Origin of the sequence: Pseudoalteromonas sp. '520P1 No. 423' (assembly GCF_001269985.1) — a bacterium.
Taxonomy (GTDB): domain Bacteria; phylum Pseudomonadota; class Gammaproteobacteria; order Enterobacterales; family Alteromonadaceae; genus Pseudoalteromonas.
The window spans coordinates 1,051,281-1,073,924 of the sequence record NZ_BBZB01000002.1; the positions used below are offsets into that span (position 1 = coordinate 1,051,281).

The 22,644-nt window shown below is 34.6% G+C and carries 17 protein-coding genes; 6 read left to right on the forward strand and 11 right to left on the reverse strand.

The features are described from left to right. The first annotated feature begins 327 nt into the window (after positions 1 to 327). The 4 genes from PSA_RS23045 (at position 328) to PSA_RS23060 (ending at position 3,346) form a co-directional block, all read left to right on the forward strand. Positions 328 to 882 carry a GGDEF domain-containing protein gene (locus tag PSA_RS23045; protein ID WP_052380212.1) on the forward strand — a complete coding sequence of 185 codons (555 nt, stop codon included), beginning with the start codon at positions 328 to 330 and terminating at the stop codon, positions 880 to 882. Positions 883 to 1,036: 154 nt separating this feature from the next. Then, positions 1,037 to 2,149, forward strand: coding sequence for an aspartate-semialdehyde dehydrogenase (asd, locus tag PSA_RS23050; RefSeq protein ID WP_042151143.1), 1,113 nt, complete (start codon positions 1,037 to 1,039; stop codon positions 2,147 to 2,149). A gap of 110 nt (positions 2,150 to 2,259) precedes the next feature. After that, positions 2,260 to 2,730: an FKBP-type peptidyl-prolyl cis-trans isomerase gene (locus PSA_RS23055; RefSeq protein ID WP_042151147.1), complete on the forward strand. Its 471-nt coding sequence runs from the start codon at positions 2,260 to 2,262 to the stop codon at positions 2,728 to 2,730. Between the two features lie 85 nt (positions 2,731 to 2,815). Then, positions 2,816 to 3,346: a DUF1456 family protein gene (locus PSA_RS23060; RefSeq protein ID WP_042151150.1), complete on the forward strand. Its 531-nt coding sequence runs from the start codon at positions 2,816 to 2,818 to the stop codon at positions 3,344 to 3,346. A gap of 129 nt (positions 3,347 to 3,475) precedes the next feature. Here PSA_RS23060 and PSA_RS23065 read toward each other — a convergent pair whose 3' ends face one another. Further along, positions 3,476 to 3,766 (reverse strand): DUF1244 domain-containing protein, encoded by a 291-nt coding sequence (locus PSA_RS23065; protein WP_042151152.1) that lies wholly within the window; start codon positions 3,764 to 3,766, stop codon positions 3,476 to 3,478. Between the two features lie 91 nt (positions 3,767 to 3,857). After that, the gene (locus PSA_RS23070) at positions 3,858 to 5,777 is read right to left on the reverse strand and encodes a DEAD/DEAH box helicase (protein ID WP_082305881.1); all 1,920 of its coding nucleotides are present in this window, start codon (positions 5,775 to 5,777) and stop codon (positions 3,858 to 3,860) included. A gap of 1,104 nt (positions 5,778 to 6,881) precedes the next feature. Between PSA_RS23070 and PSA_RS23075 the strand changes: the two genes are divergently transcribed. Next, positions 6,882 to 8,093, forward strand: coding sequence for a site-specific integrase (locus PSA_RS23075; protein WP_042151156.1), 1,212 nt, complete (start codon positions 6,882 to 6,884; stop codon positions 8,091 to 8,093). A gap of 44 nt (positions 8,094 to 8,137) precedes the next feature. Here the strand turns inward: PSA_RS23075 and PSA_RS23080 are convergent, their stop codons facing one another. After that, on the reverse strand, positions 8,138 to 11,191 hold the full coding sequence (locus PSA_RS23080) for an FAD-binding and (Fe-S)-binding domain-containing protein (RefSeq protein ID WP_042151158.1): 3,054 nt from the start codon (positions 11,189 to 11,191) through the stop codon (positions 8,138 to 8,140). Between the two features lie 161 nt (positions 11,192 to 11,352). Next, the gene (gene ppsA, locus PSA_RS23085) at positions 11,353 to 13,728 is read right to left on the reverse strand and encodes a phosphoenolpyruvate synthase (RefSeq protein WP_042151161.1); all 2,376 of its coding nucleotides are present in this window, start codon (positions 13,726 to 13,728) and stop codon (positions 11,353 to 11,355) included. Between the two features lie 285 nt (positions 13,729 to 14,013). Here ppsA and PSA_RS23090 point away from each other — a divergent pair, with 285 nt between their 5' ends. After that, on the forward strand, positions 14,014 to 14,823 hold the full coding sequence (locus PSA_RS23090) for a pyruvate, water dikinase regulatory protein (RefSeq protein WP_042151163.1): 810 nt from the start codon (positions 14,014 to 14,016) through the stop codon (positions 14,821 to 14,823). 62 nt (positions 14,824 to 14,885) lie between these two features. Here PSA_RS23090 and PSA_RS23095 read toward each other — a convergent pair whose 3' ends face one another. The 7 genes from PSA_RS23095 to PSA_RS23125 all read right to left on the reverse strand — a co-directional run bounded on the left by PSA_RS23095 (position 14,886) and on the right by PSA_RS23125 (position 22,531). Next, on the reverse strand, positions 14,886 to 15,461 hold the full coding sequence (locus tag PSA_RS23095; RefSeq protein ID WP_042151167.1) for a thymidine kinase: 576 nt from the start codon (positions 15,459 to 15,461) through the stop codon (positions 14,886 to 14,888). Between the two features lie 544 nt (positions 15,462 to 16,005). Continuing rightward, positions 16,006 to 19,134 (reverse strand): efflux RND transporter permease subunit, encoded by a 3,129-nt coding sequence (locus PSA_RS23100; protein WP_042151171.1) that lies wholly within the window; start codon positions 19,132 to 19,134, stop codon positions 16,006 to 16,008. 73 nt (positions 19,135 to 19,207) lie between these two features. Beyond that, positions 19,208 to 20,323 carry an efflux RND transporter periplasmic adaptor subunit gene (locus PSA_RS23105; protein ID WP_052380213.1) on the reverse strand — a complete coding sequence of 372 codons (1,116 nt, stop codon included), beginning with the start codon at positions 20,321 to 20,323 and terminating at the stop codon, positions 19,208 to 19,210. Positions 20,324 to 20,457: 134 nt separating this feature from the next. Further along, a complete protein-coding gene (locus tag PSA_RS23110; RefSeq protein ID WP_042151174.1) occupies positions 20,458 to 20,832 on the reverse strand; it encodes a hypothetical protein in 375 nt (124 codons plus the stop codon). 124 nt (positions 20,833 to 20,956) lie between these two features. Then, a complete protein-coding gene (locus PSA_RS23115; protein ID WP_042151177.1) occupies positions 20,957 to 21,670 on the reverse strand; it encodes a DUF599 domain-containing protein in 714 nt (237 codons plus the stop codon). Between the two features lie 97 nt (positions 21,671 to 21,767). Beyond that, positions 21,768 to 22,043 carry a hypothetical protein gene (locus PSA_RS23120; RefSeq protein ID WP_042151180.1) on the reverse strand — a complete coding sequence of 92 codons (276 nt, stop codon included), beginning with the start codon at positions 22,041 to 22,043 and terminating at the stop codon, positions 21,768 to 21,770. 170 nt (positions 22,044 to 22,213) lie between these two features. Beyond that, on the reverse strand, positions 22,214 to 22,531 hold the full coding sequence (locus PSA_RS23125; RefSeq protein ID WP_052380214.1) for a hypothetical protein: 318 nt from the start codon (positions 22,529 to 22,531) through the stop codon (positions 22,214 to 22,216). Between the last annotated feature and the right edge of the window lie 113 nt (positions 22,532 to 22,644).

Genomic DNA, 22,644 nt, shown 5'->3' on the forward strand with positions numbered 1-22,644 from the left:
GCAAGCATAACAACGATAACAAGAATAAGCTCGATAGACAGCTTCAACGCAGGCGTGAGACTTTTATCTTCTTGTAACTGAGCTTTAGTTTGCTCAACTATTTCAGTGATGTTGATGCTGTTTAAATTAATTGAAGCTAGGGCGATTAAGTCATAGCCCTAGCTTGGCATACTGGCAGGATCGGTCAATAGCTAAAAAGGATCATTAGAAAATAATTTTCCCCTAGTGGATAGTTACGATCTGGCTACATATACTCGGAAAAAAACTCTATATTTAAGGTGATATATAAATACAAATTGAGTACATAAAAATGATGAGTTAGGAGATATGGAAGATGCCTTAGGGGAACTTAAACTTTATGTAGAAAAAGCAAAGAAATTATCAACGCGAGATTCATTAACTGGTTTGTTAAATCATGGGCAATTTAAACAAAATTTAAATGCAGAAATCAAAAGAAATGCCAGACAAAAAATATCACTCAGTTTGGCAATTATAGATATTGACTATTTTAAAGAGTTTAACGATTCTTATGGACATCCCAGAGGTGATAAATGTTTAAAACAAATATCTAAATTAATAAAGCAGACCTTTAAGCGTACAGGAGATTCTTGCTATAGAATAGAGGGTGAAGAATTTGCTATTTTAATCGTAAATACAGATTCAGAGATTCAAGAGTTGAAATTGCTCGAGCTTCAAGATGAAATATTAAAAGCAGGCCTGAAACACGAAAAATCTAAAGTATCAGAATTATTAACTATTTCAGCTGGAATATATAGCAGCGTACCGGCTGAAAATGATGCTTTTGAAGATTTTTATAGCAAAGCAGATATTGCATTGTATGAGGCTAAAAATAATAGAAATACAATTGTTATCCAACAATAAATCTTCTTGATTGAAAAAAATTAATTTTGTTAATTTCGTGCTAGTTTTATCTGCTTTTCAATGCTAAATTCAGCAATCAAATATACCAATTTATCTAAAAAACTCACGCAATTTGTAATTGGTTTTTAATGAAAAAATTTTAGGGTTTTTAACTATGAAAAAAGTAGGGCTAGTAGGTTGGCGCGGCATGGTTGGTTCAGTATTGATGGACCGAATGCAAACAGAAAATGATTTTGATAATTTAGATGTGACATTTTTCACCACATCTCAAGCTGGACAGATGGGACCTGACTTTGCAGGTACCATTAAGCCGTTATTAAATGCAAAGGATTTAGATGCCTTAGCTGAAATGGATATTATTTTAACCTGTCAAGGTGGAGATTATACTAACGCGGTTTATCCTCACCTAAAAGAAACCGGTTGGAATGGTTATTGGATTGATGCTGCATCTAGTTTACGTATGAAAGATGATAGCATTATCGTACTTGATCCTGTTAATAAAGATGTGATCCTTCAAGGCTTAGAACAAGGCGTTAAAACCTTTGTTGGCGGAAATTGCACTGTTTCATTAATGTTACTCGCATTAGGTGGCCTGTTCGAGCAAGATCTTATTGAATGGGTAAGCCCACAGACTTATCAAGCTGCATCTGGTTCTGGCGCTAGGCATATGAAAGAACTTATTAAGCAAATGGGTGAAGTTCATCAAAGTGTTGCTGATAAGTTAGACGATCCACAATCTGCAATTTTAGAAATTGATCGAATAGTAAGTGAAAAAATACAATCTGAATCACTCAGTACAACACAATTTGGTGTGCCTTTAGCTGGTAGCTTGATCCCTTGGATTGATGTGCCAATGCCTTCAGGACAAAGTAAAGAAGAATGGAAAGCACAAGTTGAAGCCAATAAGATCTTGGGGTCATCACAGCAGCCTATTCCAATTGATGGCTTATGTGTCAGAGTAGGTGCAATGCGTTGTCATTCTCAAGCAATGACAATCAAATTAAAAGAAGATATTTCAGTAGAAAAAATTGAATCTATATTGGCGCAGCATAACCCTTGGGTAAAAGTGATCCCTAATGACAGAGAGTTAACATCAACTGACTTAACACCTGTTAATGTAACTGGTACATTAAGTATTCCAGTTGGGCGTATCCGTAAACTCGCTATGGGCCCTGAATATATAAGTGCCTTTACAGTAGGTGATCAGTTGTTATGGGGTGCTGCAGAACCGCTTCGACGCATGTTACGTATAATAACTGAACAATAATAAAGAAACCCGATTAATTCGGGTTTTTTTATGTCAAAAATTGCAGATTTAAAAAAGTAATCAGGTATTATGCTGCTTTTGATATAAATGGTTTAAGTTAAGGGTATCCAATGAAAATGATTTTAGCGATTGGCGCTATTATTTTAGTTGTTTTTTATTTTTATAATAAAGCAAATGTTAAAAAAATATCTCTAGAGAATATTAAATTAGGTAAAGAGTATTTAGCATTTAATAAAACACAAGAAGGGGTGTTAGAAACCGACTCCGGATTACAATATCAATTAATAACAAAGGGACAGGGAGAAAATCATCCTACAAAGACAAGTAAAGTTAAAGTACATTACCATGGTACATTAATAGACGGAACAGTATTTGATAGTTCAGTAGATCGAGGCCAACCTATCTCATTTGGTTTAAATCAAGTGATATCAGGTTGGACTGAAGGTGTTCAACTTATGGTTGAGGGTGATAAAATGCGCTTTGTGATCCCGAGTCATTTAGCCTATGGCAACCGAAATGCTGGTAAAATCACAGCAGGATCAACATTAATTTTTGAAGTAGAGCTATTAGCGATAGACTAATATCAATTATTTTATAATTTAATTAATGTAACATGACTATTCTAAGGATTCATGGTATTTTAGCCGGCCTTATTTTGGAGTTTTTATGATTAATAACCTAGTACTACGCCGTTTACGTTATGCTTTAAATTTGCGTGAAGAATCTATGGCGGATATTTTCGCATTATCAGGACATAAAATAACAAAATTCTCAATTAGCTGTCTTCTAAAAAAAGATGAAGATGAAGCGTTTGTTGAATGTACTGATGTTGTATTAGAAATGTTTCTGGACGGTTTAATCATAAAAAATCGCGGTGTTAGAGAAGATAATAAAGCACAACCAGTTAAAAATGAAGCTGAAGTAGTGAGACTTAATAACAATATTATTATGAAAAAATTACGAATTGCGTTCGAATTTAAAGATGATGATATGCTTGATGTGATGAAAAAAGCAGGATTTAGATTTTCTAAAACTGAACTGACTGCGCTATTTAGGAAGCGTGGTACACGTAACTTCAAGCCTTGCGGAGATCAGTTATTAAGAAACTTTTTAATCGGGTTATGTGAAAAATTTAGACCATCTGAGAAAAAATCTGTTGCTGCCGAAGATTCTCCTTGGAATAAAACGAACAAATAACTAAAGTTCTAAAGTTCTAAAGTTCTAAAGTTCTAAATTAATAAAGGCTAGCATTTGCTAGCTTTTTTTATGCGCCTATTTATCTAAGTGGTATCAATGTTAATTGTGCACTTTATAAGGAGAATAATATTATTTTTGACGTTTGTTAAATGCAGCCATTTGTTCATCAGTAGCAGGAAGTTGATGATTTTCTTTCCATTCACTGTAAGGCATTTTATAAACCCACTCTTTTGCATCATCCATATCAAGTGAAACATCACGTTCTTTAGCTTCTGAAACTAACCACTTACTTAAACAATTACGACAAAAGTTGCCTGTGATCATTAAATCTATATTTTGCACATCTTTGTTTTCATCTAAATGAGACAATAACTTTCTAAAAGCTGCTGCTTCTAGTTCTGTTTGTGTTTGCTTATCCATTGATTTTTCCTGTAATATTTAATCTAAATGCATTTTAACTAAGACAAATAAAAAAGGGTAGCTAAGCTACCCTTTTTTATTTATATATCAATTATGAAAATTGACGAATGATTCTGCCTGAATCATTACCACTATTTGCACGTGGTTTTTTAGACCAAACATCATCACGGCTACGCGAATCGCTACGACCTCTAGAGTCATTTCGACGACCACGAGATTGATCGCGACGAGAATCATTTCTGTTTCCACGATCGTTACCATTGCCACGACGTTCTTGAGAATTTTGATCTGCAGACTTTGCTTCTTGAATCTGTTCAGCAGTTGCTAGACTTGGTGAAATATCTTGTCTGCGAATTTGAACATCTTGTAATTTATCAAAAGCTTGCTTGTCCATATCTTTTGGTAAATCAACATGTGTGAACTCACCATATAAACGGATTTGTCCGATGTCACTTGCACTAATTGAAATCTCATTTGCAACAGCGCCAACGATATCACCAGGGCGAACACCTTGAGCACGACCTACATTGAAACGGTATGTATTAAATTCACCATTATCACGACGAAGTCTACGTTCACCACGATCAGCTCTGTCATTGTTACGGCCACCACGATCATTTCTAGCGTTTCTATCATTGCGATCGTTTCGAGAACCACGTTCATTCCTATCCGAAGCACGCTCTACTGGGTCTGCTTTCGGGAAAAATGGCATTTTCACCTGTCTTTCAAACAATAATGCAGAAGCGAGCTCTAGCGGTGAAAGTTCAGTATCTTTTGCAACAGTTTCAATAATTTCAGTGAATTGTGCTAAATCATTGCTTTCAATAATTTTTTGTAGTTTTTCCTGAGTTTTAGCTACACGTTTTTTACCAAGTTGCTCAGACGTTGGCATGTCAAAAGTACCTATTTGACCATCAGTTACTCTTTCTAAACGGTGTAGGCTACGCATTTCACGACCAGTCGCAAATAATATTGCTTCGCCTTCACGACCAGCACGACCTGTACGACCAATACGGTGAACATATGATTCAGGATCATGTGGTAAATCGTAGTTTATAACATGAGAAATACGAGGAACATCTAGACCACGTGCTACAACATCTGTTGCAATTAAAATATCAATTTTACCCGTTTTTAACTGGTCTACAATGCGTTCACGATCTTGTTGTTGTAAATCACCATTCAATGCTGATGCTGCAAAACCTTTACTATTTAGGTGTTCGGCTAAAACGATAGTATCATTTCTGGTTCTAACAAAAACAATCATAGCATCATAATCAACTACTTCAGCAATGCGTTCTAAACCAGTATTTTTACCAATACGGCCAACACGCCATGCTTTTTGAGTGATTTTTGCTTTATTTTCTTTAACTGATTCTATTTTTATATGTGTCGGTTCAGTTAAGAATTTACGCGTGATTTTTTTAATTGGTGCAGGCATAGTTGCAGAGAAAAATGCCATTTGAGTTTCATTAGGTACGTGCTCTAAAATCCACTCGATATCTTCTAAAAAGCCCATGTTAAGCATTTCATCAGCTTCATCTAGTACACATGCTTTTAAATTATCTAAATTCAAACGACCTTTTTTGATGTGATCCATCATACGGCCTGGTGTACCAACAACAATTTGTGGGCCACGTTTTAAATCACGTAATTGCGGGGTATAAGATTGGCCACCGTAAACTGTAGTAACAAACATGCCACGCATATGTTTACAGAAATCCGCTAAAGCTTCAGCTACCTGAATGGCAAGTTCTCGGGTAGGGCACACAACTAACATTTGTGGTGCACGTAAATTTGGATCTAATCTAGAAATCGTTGGTAAACCAAATGCAGCTGTTTTACCAGTACCGGTTTGTGCTTCACCTAATACATCGCCACCTTCTAATAATACCGGTATAGATTGTTTTTGAATTGGCGTAGGAGATGTATAACCCATTTCTGTAATAGCTTGTAATACAGAAGGGTTTAAGTTTAATGAATCAAAAGTGATGTTTGCGCTATCAGTCATGTATGTCTCTTATCTATTCTTTTAAAGAATGAGGCAAAAGCTTAGAAGACATCCCCTTGATCCAGAAAAATGCGATAAAAACAGTTGTGTTTTTATTCAAATGCATGATCTCAGTCTTAGTGTGAAGTAAATTTATTTGAAAAAATAAATTTTACAGATGCTTTCAACCTCAGTTTATGTACTCATCTTGTCGTTTTACGAACTGTTAGATGACTTACCGAACTTGGCTGAACTTAAAATATGTTTAAGTTGGATTATTTCAAAATCTCTAGCACCTGTCGGAGAGATGCGTATTATACAGTAATAAATAATAAACACAATTTAAATTAAATAAGACTTAAAGAGTAGTGTTGTAAAAGTTGTAAATGAAATGATAACTTGTTAGATTTAGATTTCTGTAACAGTTTTCAGCGGTTCTTTTATGGCTCGTTCTTTCCAAAAATACAAGGAACACCAAATGAGAAAAATTATATTTCTATTATTAAGCAAGTTCACAAATAGTAGAAATTAAAAACGTTCCTTGGTTAGCGCCTGAATATAGTTTTATAGTGAAGCTGCCGTAATTTACCTTTTTGTTATTTGGTGTCGAAAGTGTTACCCAAAAGCAAACTTAAAAGCATTAGATGAAAACTTTCAAGAATCTAAAACGGTGATAGTTGAGTCACTTAAAATGTTAAATTATCACTGGAGTTATTTTACAGATCCAACAAGGTGGACGTAAGATATTCCAAACGGTTCAATTTTTTTTCGATGAATGTCAGGATTATTTTTCCCGATTAATTCAGTAGCGAAACGAACTGAGCATTATAAGAAGTCTCAAAAACATAGGCATATTTATTGTCTAAGTTCGAAGATGATTAAACCCGCACATACTACAGCCTATAAATTATATTATGTTAAATAATTTATTTATCCATCTTTGTTACAGTACAATCCTGTATATATAAATTAAACAGCCATTAGTAGACTGATTTATATACAATTATTGTTGTGGTGAACTACTATGTCCAGTACTAACAGGTACCGGACATAGCTTCATTAACTGGACATTTATACAGTACACCTATAAAATAACACAAAATTTAATTTACAGTTTAAAAATATATGCTAATTGCATTGGTTGATACATTAAAGCAGCTACGTCTTCAAATTTCTCATCTAGAAGATAATACCTTACAGCAAGAATACCCCCAATTATCTGATTTTATCGCAAATAAAAGTAATTTAATTGATAACATTTATAGCGATTTAAGTTTTTTATATCAGTTCTTATTTGTATACGGTAGGAAATCAGAAGGTACATTTAATCGATTTAGAGGTGAATTAGAACGATTTTATCTTTGGTCATGGAACATAAAAGCATTATCAGTATTTGATTTAAAGCGTGTAGATTTAGAAGAATATATAGAATTTGTAGTAAACCCTAGCTCAGATTGGATTGCTAATTCCGTTCAATGGCGTTATAAAAATAATAAAGGTTTACGTATTCAAAATGAAAAATGGCGCCCTTTTATATTTAAAGAACAAGGGCTTAGTCAACAAAGTTTCTCATCTCTATTCACAGCTCTTAACGTATTCTACAAGTTTGCAATATTAGAAGAAAAAACATTTGCCAATTTTGTGCCTGTGGTTAAAAAAAATAGTCCTTACTTAGTTGTTCAGTCTCAAATTAATATGCCTGATACATTAAGTGATATTCAGTGGGAATATGTTTTAGGAATAACCAAAGATAGATGTATTGATGATCCAAGTTTAGAAAGAAATTTATTTATATTAGCCTGTCTCAAAGGATTATATTTACGAATTTCGGAATTATCAGAACGCCCTCAATGGTCTGCTGTTATGTCTGATTTTTGGCAAGATAATGATAAGTTTTGGTTTTTGAGGATCATGGGTAAAGGTAATAAATTACGAGATGTAACCTTATCTGATGATTTCTTAGATTATTTAAAACGATATCGTATTTTTAGGGGGTTAACTCCCCTACCTCGTCCTGATGATCCCGAACCGATAATTCATAAATTGCGGGGTCAAGGTGGCATGACTGTTCGACAATTACGAAGATTAGTTCAGCAAAGTTTTGACTTAGCAGAAGCGTCATTATTTAAAGATGGATTTACTGAAGATGCTGAACAATTAAAAGCAGCAACGGCTCATTGGTTAAGACATACAGGTGCAACACATGATGCACAAACCCGTCCACTAAAACATTTGTCAGAAGATTTAGGTCATTCAAAAATAGCAACAACAGATCAAATTTACATTCAAACAAATGTTAAAGAACGAGCTAAGTCTGGTTTAAAAAGAAAACTATAGTTCAGTCATAAAAAATGCAAACTCAAAGTTCGCATTTTTTTTATTTATAATATTTCAGCTAATAGTTCTATTGGGTGCCTAGGTTTAAAGTTTTCAAATCTTTTCACTTGGCTTCTACAAGAAAAACCGGTGGCTAAAATTACATGCCTCTGATTTTTTTCGATAACTGGTTTCCAACTCATATCATAAAGTGCACGAGAGTTATCTAAATTTTTAGCTTCGTGTCCATAAGTGCCCGCCATACCACAGCAACCAGTGCTGACAGAATTTAAAATTAAGTTTGATTGTTCAAAAATATTTTTCCAAACATTAACAGTATTAGGTAATGCTGTTGTTTCTGTACAATGATTTATCAACACAAAGTTTTTATCATTGGTATTTTTTGCAGGATGGAATTTTTGATCTTGTAACCATTCATGCGCAAGTAAAACTTCAAAGTCTCCTCTTTGTGAATTTAAAATTGTTTTATATTCATCGCGATAACACATTACTAAAGATGCATCTAAACCAATCATCTTTATATTGAGTTCACTCACTTGATTTAAAAACTCTGCGGATGTTTTTGCCGTTTTTGTAAAATCTTTTAGAAATCCTTTTACATGTTGCGGTTTACCATTGGGTTTAAATGGTAATAGTACTGGACGCAGATTTAATTTTTTAACTAAGGTAATTAAGCTAACCACTAATTCCGCTTCATAAAAACTGGTAAAAGGGTCTTGAACAATTAAAACGGTTTTTGATTTTTCATCGTCGCTGAGTGTTTTTAGATTATCAAAATTAAAATCGTATTTAGATTTCACTTGTGAAGCAAGTGAAGGCTCACTTAATAGAGGTGTATCTACATAACCAATTTGTTTTTGGATAACTTTTTTTGTCAGATTCATTTTCAAAATTGGATTTATCACTTTTGAAAACTTAGACATGATTGGCGCTGTTTGTTCTATATTTGCAACGAAATAATCTTTTAACGGACGCGCATAAACATCGTGATAATAATTTAAGAAACGAGATCTAAATGTAGGGACATCAACATTAATTGGACAAGCAGTAGTACATGCTTTACATGCTAAACATTCATCCATAGACTCTTTAACTTCATGAGAGAAATCGTATTCTCCTTGTTGTTTTGCTTTAGAGTTTTTTAGTTTTTCAAACCAAGCTCTTATGTCTGTAAATGTACTGCTTGGTTTATTTATATCATTTTCAGTTTGTAATAAATCAACACCTTTATTACTTTGTAATCTTAACCACTCACGCATTAAAGAAGCACGACCTTTAGGAGAATATCGTCTATCTTTAGTGACTTTATATGAAGGACACATAGGTGACTTTTCATCATAGTTAAAGCACAAACCGTTACCATTACAATTCATAGCATTGTCAAAACTACTTTTTATATTAGTTGGAATTGCCTTATCAAACCAAGCTCTTTTTTGTGAGTCAACACTCACTAATTCAGAGTCACTTGTTATAGGTGTACAAATCTTTCCTGGATTTAATTTATTGTTTGGATCAAATGCTGTTTTTATTTCTCTTAATTTAGAAAATAGTTCATCACCAAAAAAATCAGGGCCGTACTCACTGCGATATCCTTTACCGTGTTCACCCCACATTAAACCACCATATTTGGCTGTGAGTTTTACGACTTCATCAGATATTAACCTTAACAGTTTTTCTTGTTTCTGATCTGCCATATCTAATGCGGGTCTAACATGAAGAACCCCCGCATCAACATGACCAAACATACCATAATCTAAATTATGAGAATCTAATAAGTCTCTAAATTCTTGAATGTAATCGGCAAGATGTTCTGGTGGTACAGCGGTATCTTCTGCAAATGCTAACGGTTTTTTACTACTAGCAGTTTTACCAAGTAAACCAACTGATTTTTTACGCATGGCATATATTTTTAATATGTCATCTCTATCAGTTAATAATTGATATCCAATTAAACCAGCTTGTTGTCCAGTAATGAGTTCATCTAGTCTTGCACATAAAGTTTTAACTTTATCATCAATTTCTGCTTGTGTTTCACCATTGAACTCAACCATATTGAGTCCTTGCATATCTTTGCCTGGCACATCTGTAATTAAGTCTGAAACTGAATGCCAAATGATATCTTCTCTAGCAAGATTGAGCACTTTACTATCAACTGTCTCTACTGATGTTGCGCGAGCTTCAACTAAAAATGGTGAATTTCTTAATGCAGAATCAAAGCTATCATATTTAATATTAATTAAAGTTTTGAAGTTAGCAATTGGCGTGATATTTAATTTAGCATGGGTAATAACTGCTAATGAACCTTCCGAGCCTGTCAGTACTCGGCCAAGATCAAATTCGTTTAAATCTTTATTAAAGATATTTTCAAGGTCATACCCAGTTAAAAAACGGTTTAGTCTTGGGAATTTCTCTAGTATGAGTGCCCTATTATCTAAACCTATATTTAAAACGGTATTGTATAGATTGCCTACACTAGTATTTTCTTTGGCAAGCGCTTTTGCTTGCTCTACTGGCATTTTATTAGTTGAAAACTCAGTGCCATCTATTAATACAGCATCCATAGCTAAGACATGATCACTGGTTTTACCATACACTAAAGACCCTTGACCCGAGGCATCGGTATTGATCATACCACCAACAGTTGCGCGATTACTTGTAGATAAATCTGGAGCAAAAAAGTAGCCAAAAGGCTTTAAAAAATCATTTAATTGATCTTTAATAACACCCGCTTCAACCTTAACCCATGACTCTTCAACATTTATTTCAATTATTTTTCTCATATGTCGAGATAAATCGAGCATGATCCCAGGAGTTAAAGATTGACCATTTGTGCCTGTGCCGCCGCCTCGTGGACCAAAAGATAAAGTTTTAAAGATATCTTTATTCGTAAGCGCACATGCAATTTGAATATCATTGGCATTTTTTGGGAAGATAACTGCTTGAGGCGTTTCTTGATAAATACTGTTATCAGTTGACGTTACAACTCGAGTTGCAAACGATATATCAATTTCACCAGAAAATGCAGTGTGCTTAAGTTGCTCAACAAATTGATTTGTTAAATCCGAAACTGTGTCCGTTTGCAATAGTTTTTTTATCATTGTATTTAGCTTCAATATTTAAAACATAATTGATATGGCAATTATATCATGGTGGAGTTAAAACACGGATCATCTAATTGGCAGTTATTATAATTATTCATATTGTTAACAAACAAGTATAAAAAAAGGAGCTTAATAGCTCCTTTTTATCTGATTATTATTTATTTACCGTGTTGTTCGGCTAAATATAACCAAGTTTTTAAAACCGTATCAGGATTTAAAGATACAGAATCAATGCCCTGCTCTACTAACCAAGCTGCAAAGTCTTCATGATCGGAAGGTCCTTGACCACAAATACCCACATATTTACCTTTGGATTTTGCAGTTTGAATTGCCATAGATAAAAGTTTTTTAATGGCTAAATCACGCTCATCAAATAAATGTGCAATAAGACCTGAATCTCGATCTAAACCTAACGTCAGCTGAGTTAAATCGTTAGAACCAATTGAAAAACCATCAAAATGCTCTAAAAATTCTTCAGCTAATAACGCATTTGAAGGTAATTCACACATCATAATAATGCGTAAACCATTTTCTCCACGTTTTAGGCCATGCTCTTCAAGTAATTCAATAACACGTTTTGCTTCACCAACGGTTCTTACAAAGGGGATCATGATCTCAATATTAGTAAGACCCATATCGTTACGAACACGTTTAATTGCTTCACACTCTAGTGCAAAACAATCGCGGAAATCTTCAGAAATATATCTAGAAGCACCTCGGAATCCTATCATGGGATTCTCTTCTTCAGGTTCGTATTGTTGCCCGCCTACTAAGTTAGCATATTCGTTTGATTTAAAATCAGACATACGAACAATTACTTTTTCAGGGGAAAATGCACAACCTAAAGTAGCGATACCTTCAACAAGTTTGTTTACATAAAACTCAACTGGTGAGTCATAACCGGCCATCATTTCTTTGATTTCATCTTTGACAGATTCATCTTGTTTGGCAAAGTTGATCAGTGCTTTTGGGTGCACACCTATCATGCGGTTAATAATAAACTCTAATCTAGCTAATCCTATACCAGAATGAGGCAGACGCGCAAAATCAAATGCGCGATCTGGATTACCAACATTCATCATTACTTTCATTGGCAAATCAGGCATTTCATCTACACGAGAAGTAATCACATCAAATTTTAATCTACCTTGATAAATAAAACCTGTATCACCTTCAGCACATGAAACCGTAACTTCATCATTTTCTTTAATTAAATCAGTTGCATTACCACATCCTACTACCGCAGGAATACCTAATTCACGCGCGATAATTGCGGCGTGACATGTTCGACCACCACGATTTGTAACAATCGCAGATGCACGTTTCATGATAGGTTCCCAATCTGGATCTGTCATATCTGTTACTAAAACATCACCTACTTGTACTTGATCCATTTGTGCAATTGATTCAAGTACTCTTACTGTGCCGCTACCAATTTTATTCCCTATGGCACGACCTTCAGCAATTACTTTTGATGATTCATTCAGTTTATAGCGCTCCATAACATTCGCATCTTCATTAGAGCGAACTGTCTCAGGGCGGGCTTGTACAATATAAAGTTTACCGTCGTTTCCATCTTTAGCCCATTCGATATCCATCGCTCGGCCATAATGTTTTTCGATGATAACAGCTTGCTTTGCAAGCTCTTGTACTTCGTCATCAGTAATTGAAAATTGATCGCTTAAACTTTGTTGTACGTCGATAATTTCAACTTGCTTGCCATGGCCTTCATCGTCAGAATAAACCATTTCAATCGCTTTTGAGCCTAAATTTCTGCGAACAACACTTGGTCGTCCAGCAGCTAAAGTTGGTTTATGAACGTAGAATTCGTCTGGGTTAACAGCACCTTGTACAACCATTTCACCTAAGCCATAGCTTGAGGTAATAAATACAACGTCTTCAAAACCAGATTCAGTATCTATACTAAACATCACACCTGATGATGCTTTATCTGATCTTACCATGCGCTGTATTCCAGCAGATAATGCGACACCACGATGGTCATAACCTTGATGAACACGATATGAAATAGCACGATCATTAAATAAAGAAGCAAAAACATGCTTGATAGCAACCATTACAGCATCAATGCCCCGGACATTTAAGAAGGTTTCTTGTTGTCCTGCGAATGAAGCATCAGGCATATCTTCAGCTGTTGCTGAAGATCGTACAGCAAATGAAGCATTTTCTTCAGCACCATCACATAGCTCTGTATAGGCTTGCTTTATAGCGGAATTGAAAGATTCGTGAAAAGGTGTATCAATGATCCATTGACGTATATCTGCGCCAACCTGCGCTAACTTAATCACATCATCAACATCTAAGTCATCTAGTACATTATAGATGCGAGCATTTAATCCCGATTGCTCAAGGAACTCGTTAAAAGCATCTGATGTTGTTGCAAATCCACCAGGGACTTGAACACCAGCATTTGCTAGGTTAGAAATCATTTCACCAAGTGAGGCATTTTTACCACCAACACGAGGAACATCTTGCATACCAAGTTCTTGATACCAGAGAACGGATTCTTGCACGGAACTATCTCCAAAAGCAGATTATATGATTGATACTAAGTGCTATTTACCCTGTTTTAGTTGAACTGCGTTCCAATAAAAACTCACAACATAGTATCAACTATCAAATATTAACGAATATGACCCTCCAAATAGGTCAATTTAATTCTACACCGCTAAATGGGGTTAGGTAAATACACAAATATGTGATTTTGATATATATATTTACAGTTTAGATATATATTCAAATTATAGTGTATATTATTCTTAACAAAACAAGATATTTAAAAACTTGAGGTTAAACAGTTGAGAACAGCATTTTATATTTCTGATGGTACGGCAATTACAGCCGAAGTTTTTGGCCATGCAACACTCTCATTATTTCCTGTGGATTTTAAAAACATTACAATCCCATTTGTAGAAACCAAGGAAAAAGCATTAGAAGTTAAAAACCAAATAGATAAAGCAATCAGTTCTAAAGGTGAAAAACCTTTGGTTTTTTACACTTTTGTTGATCATGAATTAACAGATATTATTAACTCATCTCAAGGCGTGTGCTATGATTTTTTAACCTTTTTTAGTGATCAAATAGAAGAAGAAATCAAAGTAGAACCTGTGCCTCGTACCCATAGAACGCATAGTATGCATGAAAAAAGCTATGATTTTAGAATTGACGCTGTGAACTATGCCTTAGCAAATGATGATGGAGCTAATTTAAAAAATTATGAAGAAGCTGACATCATTTTAGTTGGGGTCAGTCGAAGTGGTAAAACCCCAACAAGTTTATATCTGGCATTACAATATGGCATAAAAGCGGCTAACTATCCTTTTACTGACGATGATATGGATGATCTTAAAATCCCTCCTTCATTATTGCCGCATAAAAAGAAAATATTTGGTTTAACAATAAAACCTGAACGCTTAGCTGCTATTAGAAACGAAAGACTCGCAAACAGTAAATACGCCTCTATCAGGCAATGCAGAATTGAAGTACGAGAAGTTGAGATGTTATATAAAACGAACCGTATTCCATATTTGAATTCTACACAGCATTCTGTTGAGGAAATATCGGCTAAAATATTGGCTGAAACAGGTCTTGAAAGACGAAAGTATTAATATCAAATAGCCTTGATATTAAATTGAGGAAGCAGGTAGTGAACCTGCTTTTTTATAATTTGTTATTTTAATGCGTCTTTATAATGCTTTCTACACACTGAGACGTAACGCTCATTTCCGCCGATTTCAACTTGATCGCCATCAGCCATTGCAACACCATTTTCATCTGTTCTAAGCACCATATTGGCTTTTCGGCCACAATGACAAACAGTTTTTAATTCAATTAATTTATCTGCCCATGCTAATAAATATTGGGCTCCAGTAAATAACTCCCCCCTAAAGTCAGTTCTTAGGCCATAACATAAAACTGGAATTTTTAAGGTATCAACAACATCAGAAATTTGATGTACTTGCTCTTTTGTTAAAAACTGACTTTCATCAATTAAAACACAATGTACTTTTTGCTTTTCATTTAATGTAGTAATATGATCAAATATCTGTGTTTCAACTGTAAACAATTCAGCATCAGCTTCTAATCCAATTCTTGAACTAACCTTACCTTCACCAAATCTATTATCAATTTTTGCAGTGAATATTACTGGGTTCATGCCACGTTCTTGGTAATTAAAAGATGACTGAAGCATAGTCGTTGACTTGCCTGCGTTCATTGCTGAATAATAAAAGTACAATTGAGCCATATTACTCTCGGTAAAAAAATAGAATAACGGATGCTACGTTAATTGTTATTTAATTGAAAGTGGGTAACAGCTAATATACCTATTAGAAATTATTTAAAATATTCGCTATAAATCGCATTTTTATCTAAATTTATAAGATAATTCCAAATTTTTTGTACCAATGGTTCATTAGTTTGGTAGTACTCGTGGGATACGATTAAATAATCATTTTTAACATACAATGGTGGCTATATAAGTGTAAATTGAGATTCAAGTTCATTATGTCTTTTCATTGCATACTTATCTATTTGACATAAAGATAAAGCGGCATCGACTCTTTTCTTCATAGCAAAATAATAAATTTGTTTGTGTATTAGCAAAAGCTAAATTAAAGATAGTTAGAATACACAATAACATCAGATAAATTTTCAATTGTAAAAACCTAAAAATGACGTGATAAACTTAAAGTGTAGCCGATAGATGTTAAGCAGTGTTTTTTATTGAAGGTGCTGTGTTAAATGTGTAAGTAGACAAGCGACATTTAATGCTGCTTGTCTATTATATCTTAAGATAGCTGTGCGATTTTTGCTTTTGAGAATTTCGTAAATAAGACAGGCACTACAAACAAAGTTAATAATGTTGCTGTGATTAAACCCCCTACTATCACAGTTGCTAAAGGCTTTTGAATTTCAGCACCTATGCCATTAGATAATAACATAGGGATCAAACCTAAAGCTGAAGTCAAAGCTGTCATTAAAACAGGTCTTAACCTAGCAATTGCTCCATTAAATGCTGCTATGGAGGCATCTTCACCAGCTGTAATTCTTTGATTAATACTTTCAACCATTACCACGCCATTTAGTACAGCGACACCAAATAATGTGATAAAACCAACTGAGCTGGGAACCGATAAATATTGCCCTGATACATACAAAGCAACAACCCCACCAATCACTGCTAAAGGTACGTTCACTAAAATTAACATGGCTTGTCCGAATGTGCCAAATGCAAAATACAATAAAAGTGCGATCATCAGTAATGATATAGGCACTAATATTGATAGTCTTTGTTGTGCCCTTTGCTGGTTTTTATATTGACCGCCAATTGCAGTTGAGTAACCCGTGGGTAAATCGATATTTTTAGCAATTGTTGATTGAATTTCTGCAACCACACTACCCATATCTCTGCCTTGAACATTGGCTTGTATTACTACTCTACGCTGAATATCGTCACGCCTAACTTGTGGGGGTCCTGAAGAAATTGAAACAGTTGCAACATCTTCTAATCGAACAATAGCACCACTAGGAGATTTGACTCTTAATTGCGAAATCACTTGTGGGTCCTTTCGAAATCTCTCTTCCAAACGCACATAGATATCAGACCTTTCATTGCCATTTATAATTTGGCCAGCATTAGTGCCACCTAAACCATCTCTGACAATTGCCATAACATCACCGACAGATAATCCATATCGAGATAATTGGCGACGGTTTGGTTTTATAACAAGTTGCGCTTCACCTGATATTTGTTCCATTGCAACATCTTTTGCCCCTTGTACTCGCTTTACAGCGGCTTCAATTTCTTGTCCTTTAGATACTAATACATCTAAATCTGGTCCAAATAATTTTATCGCTAATTGTGCTTTAACACCTGAGAGCAGTTCATCAACACGACTCGTGATAGGCTGAGAGAAGTTATAAAGTAATCCAGGGAAAACTTCTAATTTTTCTTCCATTAGATTTTGCAGCGTAAAACGGTTAGTAGCACTAGTCCATTGTGTGACAGGTTTTAACCCGATATATATTTCGATGTTGTTCACAGGTTCCGGATCACCGCCAAGTTCTGGGCGACCAATTCGACTAAGTGCATATTCAACTTCTGGAAACTCAAGTAATAAAGCTTCAATCTTTGGTGCAACTGTTAAACTTGTATCTAAGCTAGATGAAGGTGCTAAAGTAACTCTTAAATTAAGTGTACCTTCTTCTAATTCTGGGACAAATTCAGTGCCAAGCTGAGGAATTAATACAATAGTAAATAAAACTAAAGATAAAGCGATGCCAATTACTAAGTTTACACTTCTCATCGCCAAATTCAGCCCTCGATGATACAAAGTATCTATGGGTTTTAATAAAAAACTTTCTTTTGGTTTTATGCCATTCTTAAATAGAAATATCGCTAATGCAGGTACACAGATGAGCGCAACAAAAACAGCGGCTATAATGGCAAGCATGATACTGATAGCCATAGGTTGAAATAATTTAGCTTCCACGCCTTGAAAGCTAAATAAAGGTAAAAAAACTACGAGTATAATCAAAGCTGCAAAAAAAATAGGACGAGCGACTTCTTTTGCAGCGATTAATACGCGGTCTTTGGTTGATTTAGAATTATTGTGGTCGATTAAATGTTTATAAATATTTTCTACCATGACAACCGAGCCATCAACAAGCATTCCTATTGCAACTGCTATGCCGCCTAAAGACATTAAATTAGCTGATAACCCTAACCATGACATAATCATTAAGGCGATAGCGATAGCGATAGGAATAGATATGAGTACTAATGACGTGGCTCTTAAATCCATTAAAAATAGCGCTAAAATAATGACAATAAAAACAAAAGCTAACAGTAACGCATTAACAACTGTTGATACGGCTTTTGAAATTAAATCAGCTTGATCATAGAAAATTTCCAACGTAACGCCATCAGGCAATGCCTGTTGAATTAACTCCATTCTTTGATTAATACCATCGATTGTCGCTTTTGTATTTGCTCCCATGCGTTTTAAAACAACTCCAGATACGACTTCGCCTAAGGTTTCGATTGTGTCACCTTGAGCACGACGCGTCATAGTAACTGCACCTTGTCTGATTTCACCACCTAATTCTATTTTTGCGATGTCAGAAACGGTAACCACTCTTCCATTAATGGTTTTAACTGGCGTTTGACTAATTTCTGCGATACCTTTTATTCCGCTATTAAACCAGCCCATGCCTCTAATGACCAGTTGCTCTTGGCCACGGTTCATATACCAGCCACCAACATTTTCGTTGTTACCTTCAAGAGCAGTTACAACATCATCTTGGGTTAAGTTATATGCTAATAATTTATTAGGATTAACGTTTACTTGGTACTGTTTTACATCGCCACCGTAAGATAATACATCAGTCACGCCATCAACTGGTAAAATGAGTAGTTTAATGACCCAATCGTTTAAACTTCGTAATGCCATAGCATCTAGACCAGAGTTTTCATCCGCAATCAATAAGTATTGAAATATTTGGCCAAGCCCTGAGGTATTTGGACCAATTTCTGGCATGGCAACACCTTGCGAAATGAGTTCTTTAGCTGATTGCAGCCTTTCAAATACCAATTGCCGAGCAAAGTAAATATCAGTGCCCTCTTTGAATACTACCGTAACACCAGAAAGACCCGTTTTTGAGATTGAGCGCACTTGCTCAACATCTGGTAATGCGTACATTACAGCTTCAATCGGGTATGTAATAAGCTGTTCAACTTCCTCGGAAGCTAAACCGGGGGCTTCAGTATTAACTGATACTTGAACATTTGTTACATCAGGAAATGCGTCTAAATTTAATTTTGGGATCACAATAAATGAAGTGATCACTAAAGCAACAAGGCTTAATATGATTATTAAACGATTATTGATGGCTGACTCTATTATTTTATTAAACATAATTTGCCTTAAGCTATAATGGCTATGGGAATTATCCCACCTTTGTTAAATTCACAAGTTACAATCGTTTTCATTAATGGTTATGTGGATCAAATCCACCCTTAGCAATTTGTGAAGCAACAAAAAATGCGCCCTTTATAACAATTTTAGTGCCTGACTTAATACCTAAAATTTCACGGCCTTGTACAAATCGACGACCAAGTGACACTTCTACGGGTTCAAACTCCCCTGGCTGATCTTCTACATATACAACCCAGTCTCCATCAGCACTACGCATTAAAGCAGTTTCAGGCACTGTCATGACAGGTTTGTCTTCATTAAATAGAAAATTTACGTCAGTAAACATTCCTGGGTGTAACTTATGTTGTTCATTCTTCAAGGATAAACGAATTGTTCTCGAGCGGGATTGTTGGTCTATGGTATGGCCTTCTTGAATAACTTCAGCGATAAACTCTTGGTTATCAATTACAATATTCGCTTTTGTGCCTTCTTGAATAGTAATCAAGCTATTAGGCGGTAACTGCGCTTCTACCCAAAGCTGGTGTTCATCTGCTAACAACATAATTTCGTCACCTGCTAATACTCTTTTACCTTGTAAAAATGCATCGGCTAACACAGCACCGGGTGTTTGTGCGTATAAAGTATATTGTCCAAGGTTATCTATTTTAGATAATGTTGATTTTTTAATTGCGTCTTCAGATAAGCCGTAAGCTTTTAAAGTGCTATAAGCAACTTCATGTTCTGCTTTAGCTTCTAAATATCGTTTTTCAGTAACAGTTGCTTTACCTAGTTTTTTTACTCTGGCCCATTGGGCTAAGCTCAGTCTATATGAGGCTTGTGCTTTTGCGACATCAACGCTAAATAAAGTCACTAACGCTGCACCTTTTTCGATATGTTGACCTAAAATAGCATGACGTTTGAGTACGATTGAATCAACTCTTGGGGAGACTGAGTAGCTGGTATATCCATTTGCCATTAGTTCACCTGGCGCATAAAGTGAAAAAGTTACATTTTGAGGTGTTAAAGCTGCTACTTCAATATTACTAATTTGCATTTGCGCTAAAGTGAACTGTGTTGCGGTTTCCTTTTCTTCGTCTTTGTTGTGTTCGTGGCTTGGTGATGAATATGTGTACATCGACGTCATAGTTAATATTAAAATCGTGCTGGTTGTTAATAGTGTTTTAAGCATTTTAATTCTCTTAAGCATTTCCAACATAAATGTTCGGGATCTTTTATGAAAGAAACCTAAATTTTATGTATGGTTAATATATACAAGTAACTTTGAAAGTTATGGTTTGTTTAAAATTTATGAGATAAAAATGATTAAGCTATCGGAGGGCGATGTTCTGGTGCTATGTGTTCAGAGCTAAATAATACTCTTAAATTTTGTACTGAGAGAGGATTAAGTACAATATCCGTAGTGTTTAAAACAAGAGGTAAAAATATCCCAGTATGGCAGCTATAACAATGAGAACAATCTTTTTGTTCATCAAGTTCTTGGGAAATAGACTGGTGTTCAACATTATGAAGTTTGTGATCTCCATTTTCAATGCAATGAGAATCTAACTCTGCTTGTAGAACTAAAAGTTGGGAGGTTTGGTTAATCTTTTCATTATGGTGTTGCACATCAATGAAATCCAGCAAAGGCTGGCACATTAATAACATCACTAATAAAAATAATAACCTATTTTTTAACATCTAAAAAATATATACCCAAACAATGAATTAAATCCAAGAAAAAATAACATATAAAATTTCATTTCTCAATGTATTTATAAGTTATTAAAAGTGCTATGTAATTGAAACTATATAACAAAACATATTACTTTTCATTGAGTTCTTGCTTAAGGTACTCTTTAGCTCTTGTCATTGCTCTGACGGCTTTTGATTTAAATTCACGTCTATATAAAGTATAAGAAACAAACATACTTGCTAAAATGAATAAAACAGGATGAAAGAACCAACAAATCGCTGCTAAAGAAAAATAATAAGATCGCAGTCCATAATTATAAGAATGCGCAGCTTGATCTTGCACTACAGCCATTTCAACGGCATATTTTTGTAAGTGCTTTTTATGAGCTGTCAAATCTATTGGCGCAGCGCCTATCATCACATTGACAAAACCATACTGCCTCATAGACCAAGTGAATTGAAAAAATGCCAATACAAATATAAAAGCTAATAAACTCAATTTAATTTGAATTGTAAAATGATTGGCATTAAGAGCAAATGGTAATGAAGCAATAATTAATTCAAGTCTTTCAATTTGTGCAAAAAGTGTAAGTACACCGGCTATGATAATCAAAGTTGTGGAAGCAAAAAAAGCAATGTTTCGCTCTAGATTGGCCAAAAGCGCGGCATCACCCACTCGAATGTCACGATTCATGAGCTCTTTCATCCAATGAATACGGTGTTGATGCAAACTTCTTGCGATACAATCAGTTGTTTTTGCTTTTTTACGTGCAAAATAAGTATAACCAGACCAGCAAAAAACAAAGCAGCATAAGGCTAAAAAATCTAATAATGAAAACAGCATAATTTGAATTTATTCACGTGGAAATATGATACTGAAGTTTACAAATTATCTTTATAAAATTATAGTGATCAAAAAAATTAAATTGCATCATTTCCAATTAAGAGATCTTAATTCGTGTTGTTTTCATTATTTCCATTTCAAAACCAGCAATCACTTCTGTTGCAGGATAATAAGTAATATTAACGACTGCACCTTTTAAACTTTTATACTTCTGTTTTCTATTATATTTGAAAGGTACATCACACCCTTGCACCATAACCGTATTATGAACCCATTCTGGTGTTTCTCGTTGCACATGCGACAGTACTTTTTGATTCTCACTATGGATTAACTGTTTATGTTTGGATAATAACTTGTCTATTTCTTTTGTCATAAGATCACTTGATAAGTTAAATGAACCTATTATTTTAGACTAAATCTAGAAAAATAAAACAGCAACTGAAATTTAATTATTTAGCTTTAATTGAATAAGCTTCTAATGAAATCCCTGAAATTTTAAATCGAACATGTTCTGCGGTAAATGCATCGGTATTACTGATATTATCAAATGCTTTTTGGGATACAAGTATCCCATTGTTTTGAAGATGCCTGATTAATTTCATCAAGTTGATTATTGATATCAATTGCTGTTTTTATCGCATCTTCGGCGCTTTGAAATGAAACAAATTCATTATCTGCTACAAACTTGAGTAAAGTACCTGAGTTTTTTGATATCAGTGGTTTTACTGTACATCTCATTTTTTCTATCATAGCTAAATAATAAACGATGCCATATCTTTGCGTTACTAAAGAAAACCCCGACATATCCATTATTAATATATAACCACTTACACCATATTTTGCCCAAATCAATTCTTCCATTTCATATTTATTATCATCAGATTGGTGAAAGTAATCACCTAATAATGTCTGTAATTCTGTAACTATTCACTAGGGGAAAATTATTTTATAATGAGCCTTTTTAGCTATTGACC

Bases quoted from the DNA above. Each gene is read 5' to 3' on its own strand.
- PSA_RS23095 (WP_042151167.1), bottom strand. From the start codon at position 15,461: ATGGCTCAATTGTACTTTTATTATTCAGCAATGAACGCAGGCAAGTCA.
- PSA_RS23115 (WP_042151177.1), bottom strand. From the start codon at position 21,670: ATGCTGTTTTCATTATTAGATTTTTTAGCCTTATGCTGCTTTGTTTTT.
- PSA_RS23045 (WP_052380212.1), top strand. From the start codon at position 328: ATGGAAGATGCCTTAGGGGAACTTAAACTTTATGTAGAAAAAGCAAAG.
- PSA_RS23110 (WP_042151174.1), bottom strand. From the start codon at position 20,832: ATGTTAAAAAATAGGTTATTATTTTTATTAGTGATGTTATTAATGTGC.
- PSA_RS23125 (WP_052380214.1), bottom strand. From the start codon at position 22,531: ATGGAAGAATTGATTTGGGCAAAATATGGTGTAAGTGGTTATATATTA.
- PSA_RS23105 (WP_052380213.1), bottom strand. From the start codon at position 20,323: ATGCTTAAAACACTATTAACAACCAGCACGATTTTAATATTAACTATG.
- asd (WP_042151143.1), top strand. From the start codon at position 1,037: ATGAAAAAAGTAGGGCTAGTAGGTTGGCGCGGCATGGTTGGTTCAGTA.
- PSA_RS23070 (WP_082305881.1), bottom strand. From the start codon at position 5,777: ATGACTGATAGCGCAAACATCACTTTTGATTCATTAAACTTAAACCCT.
- PSA_RS23055 (WP_042151147.1), top strand. From the start codon at position 2,260: ATGAAAATGATTTTAGCGATTGGCGCTATTATTTTAGTTGTTTTTTAT.
- PSA_RS23075 (WP_042151156.1), top strand. From the start codon at position 6,882: ATGCTAATTGCATTGGTTGATACATTAAAGCAGCTACGTCTTCAAATT.
- PSA_RS23060 (WP_042151150.1), top strand. From the start codon at position 2,816: ATGATTAATAACCTAGTACTACGCCGTTTACGTTATGCTTTAAATTTG.
- PSA_RS23080 (WP_042151158.1), bottom strand. From the start codon at position 11,191: ATGATAAAAAAACTATTGCAAACGGACACAGTTTCGGATTTAACAAAT.
- PSA_RS23100 (WP_042151171.1), bottom strand. From the start codon at position 19,134: ATGTTTAATAAAATAATAGAGTCAGCCATCAATAATCGTTTAATAATC.
- PSA_RS23120 (WP_042151180.1), bottom strand. From the start codon at position 22,043: ATGACAAAAGAAATAGACAAGTTATTATCCAAACATAAACAGTTAATC.
- PSA_RS23065 (WP_042151152.1), bottom strand. From the start codon at position 3,766: ATGGATAAGCAAACACAAACAGAACTAGAAGCAGCAGCTTTTAGAAAG.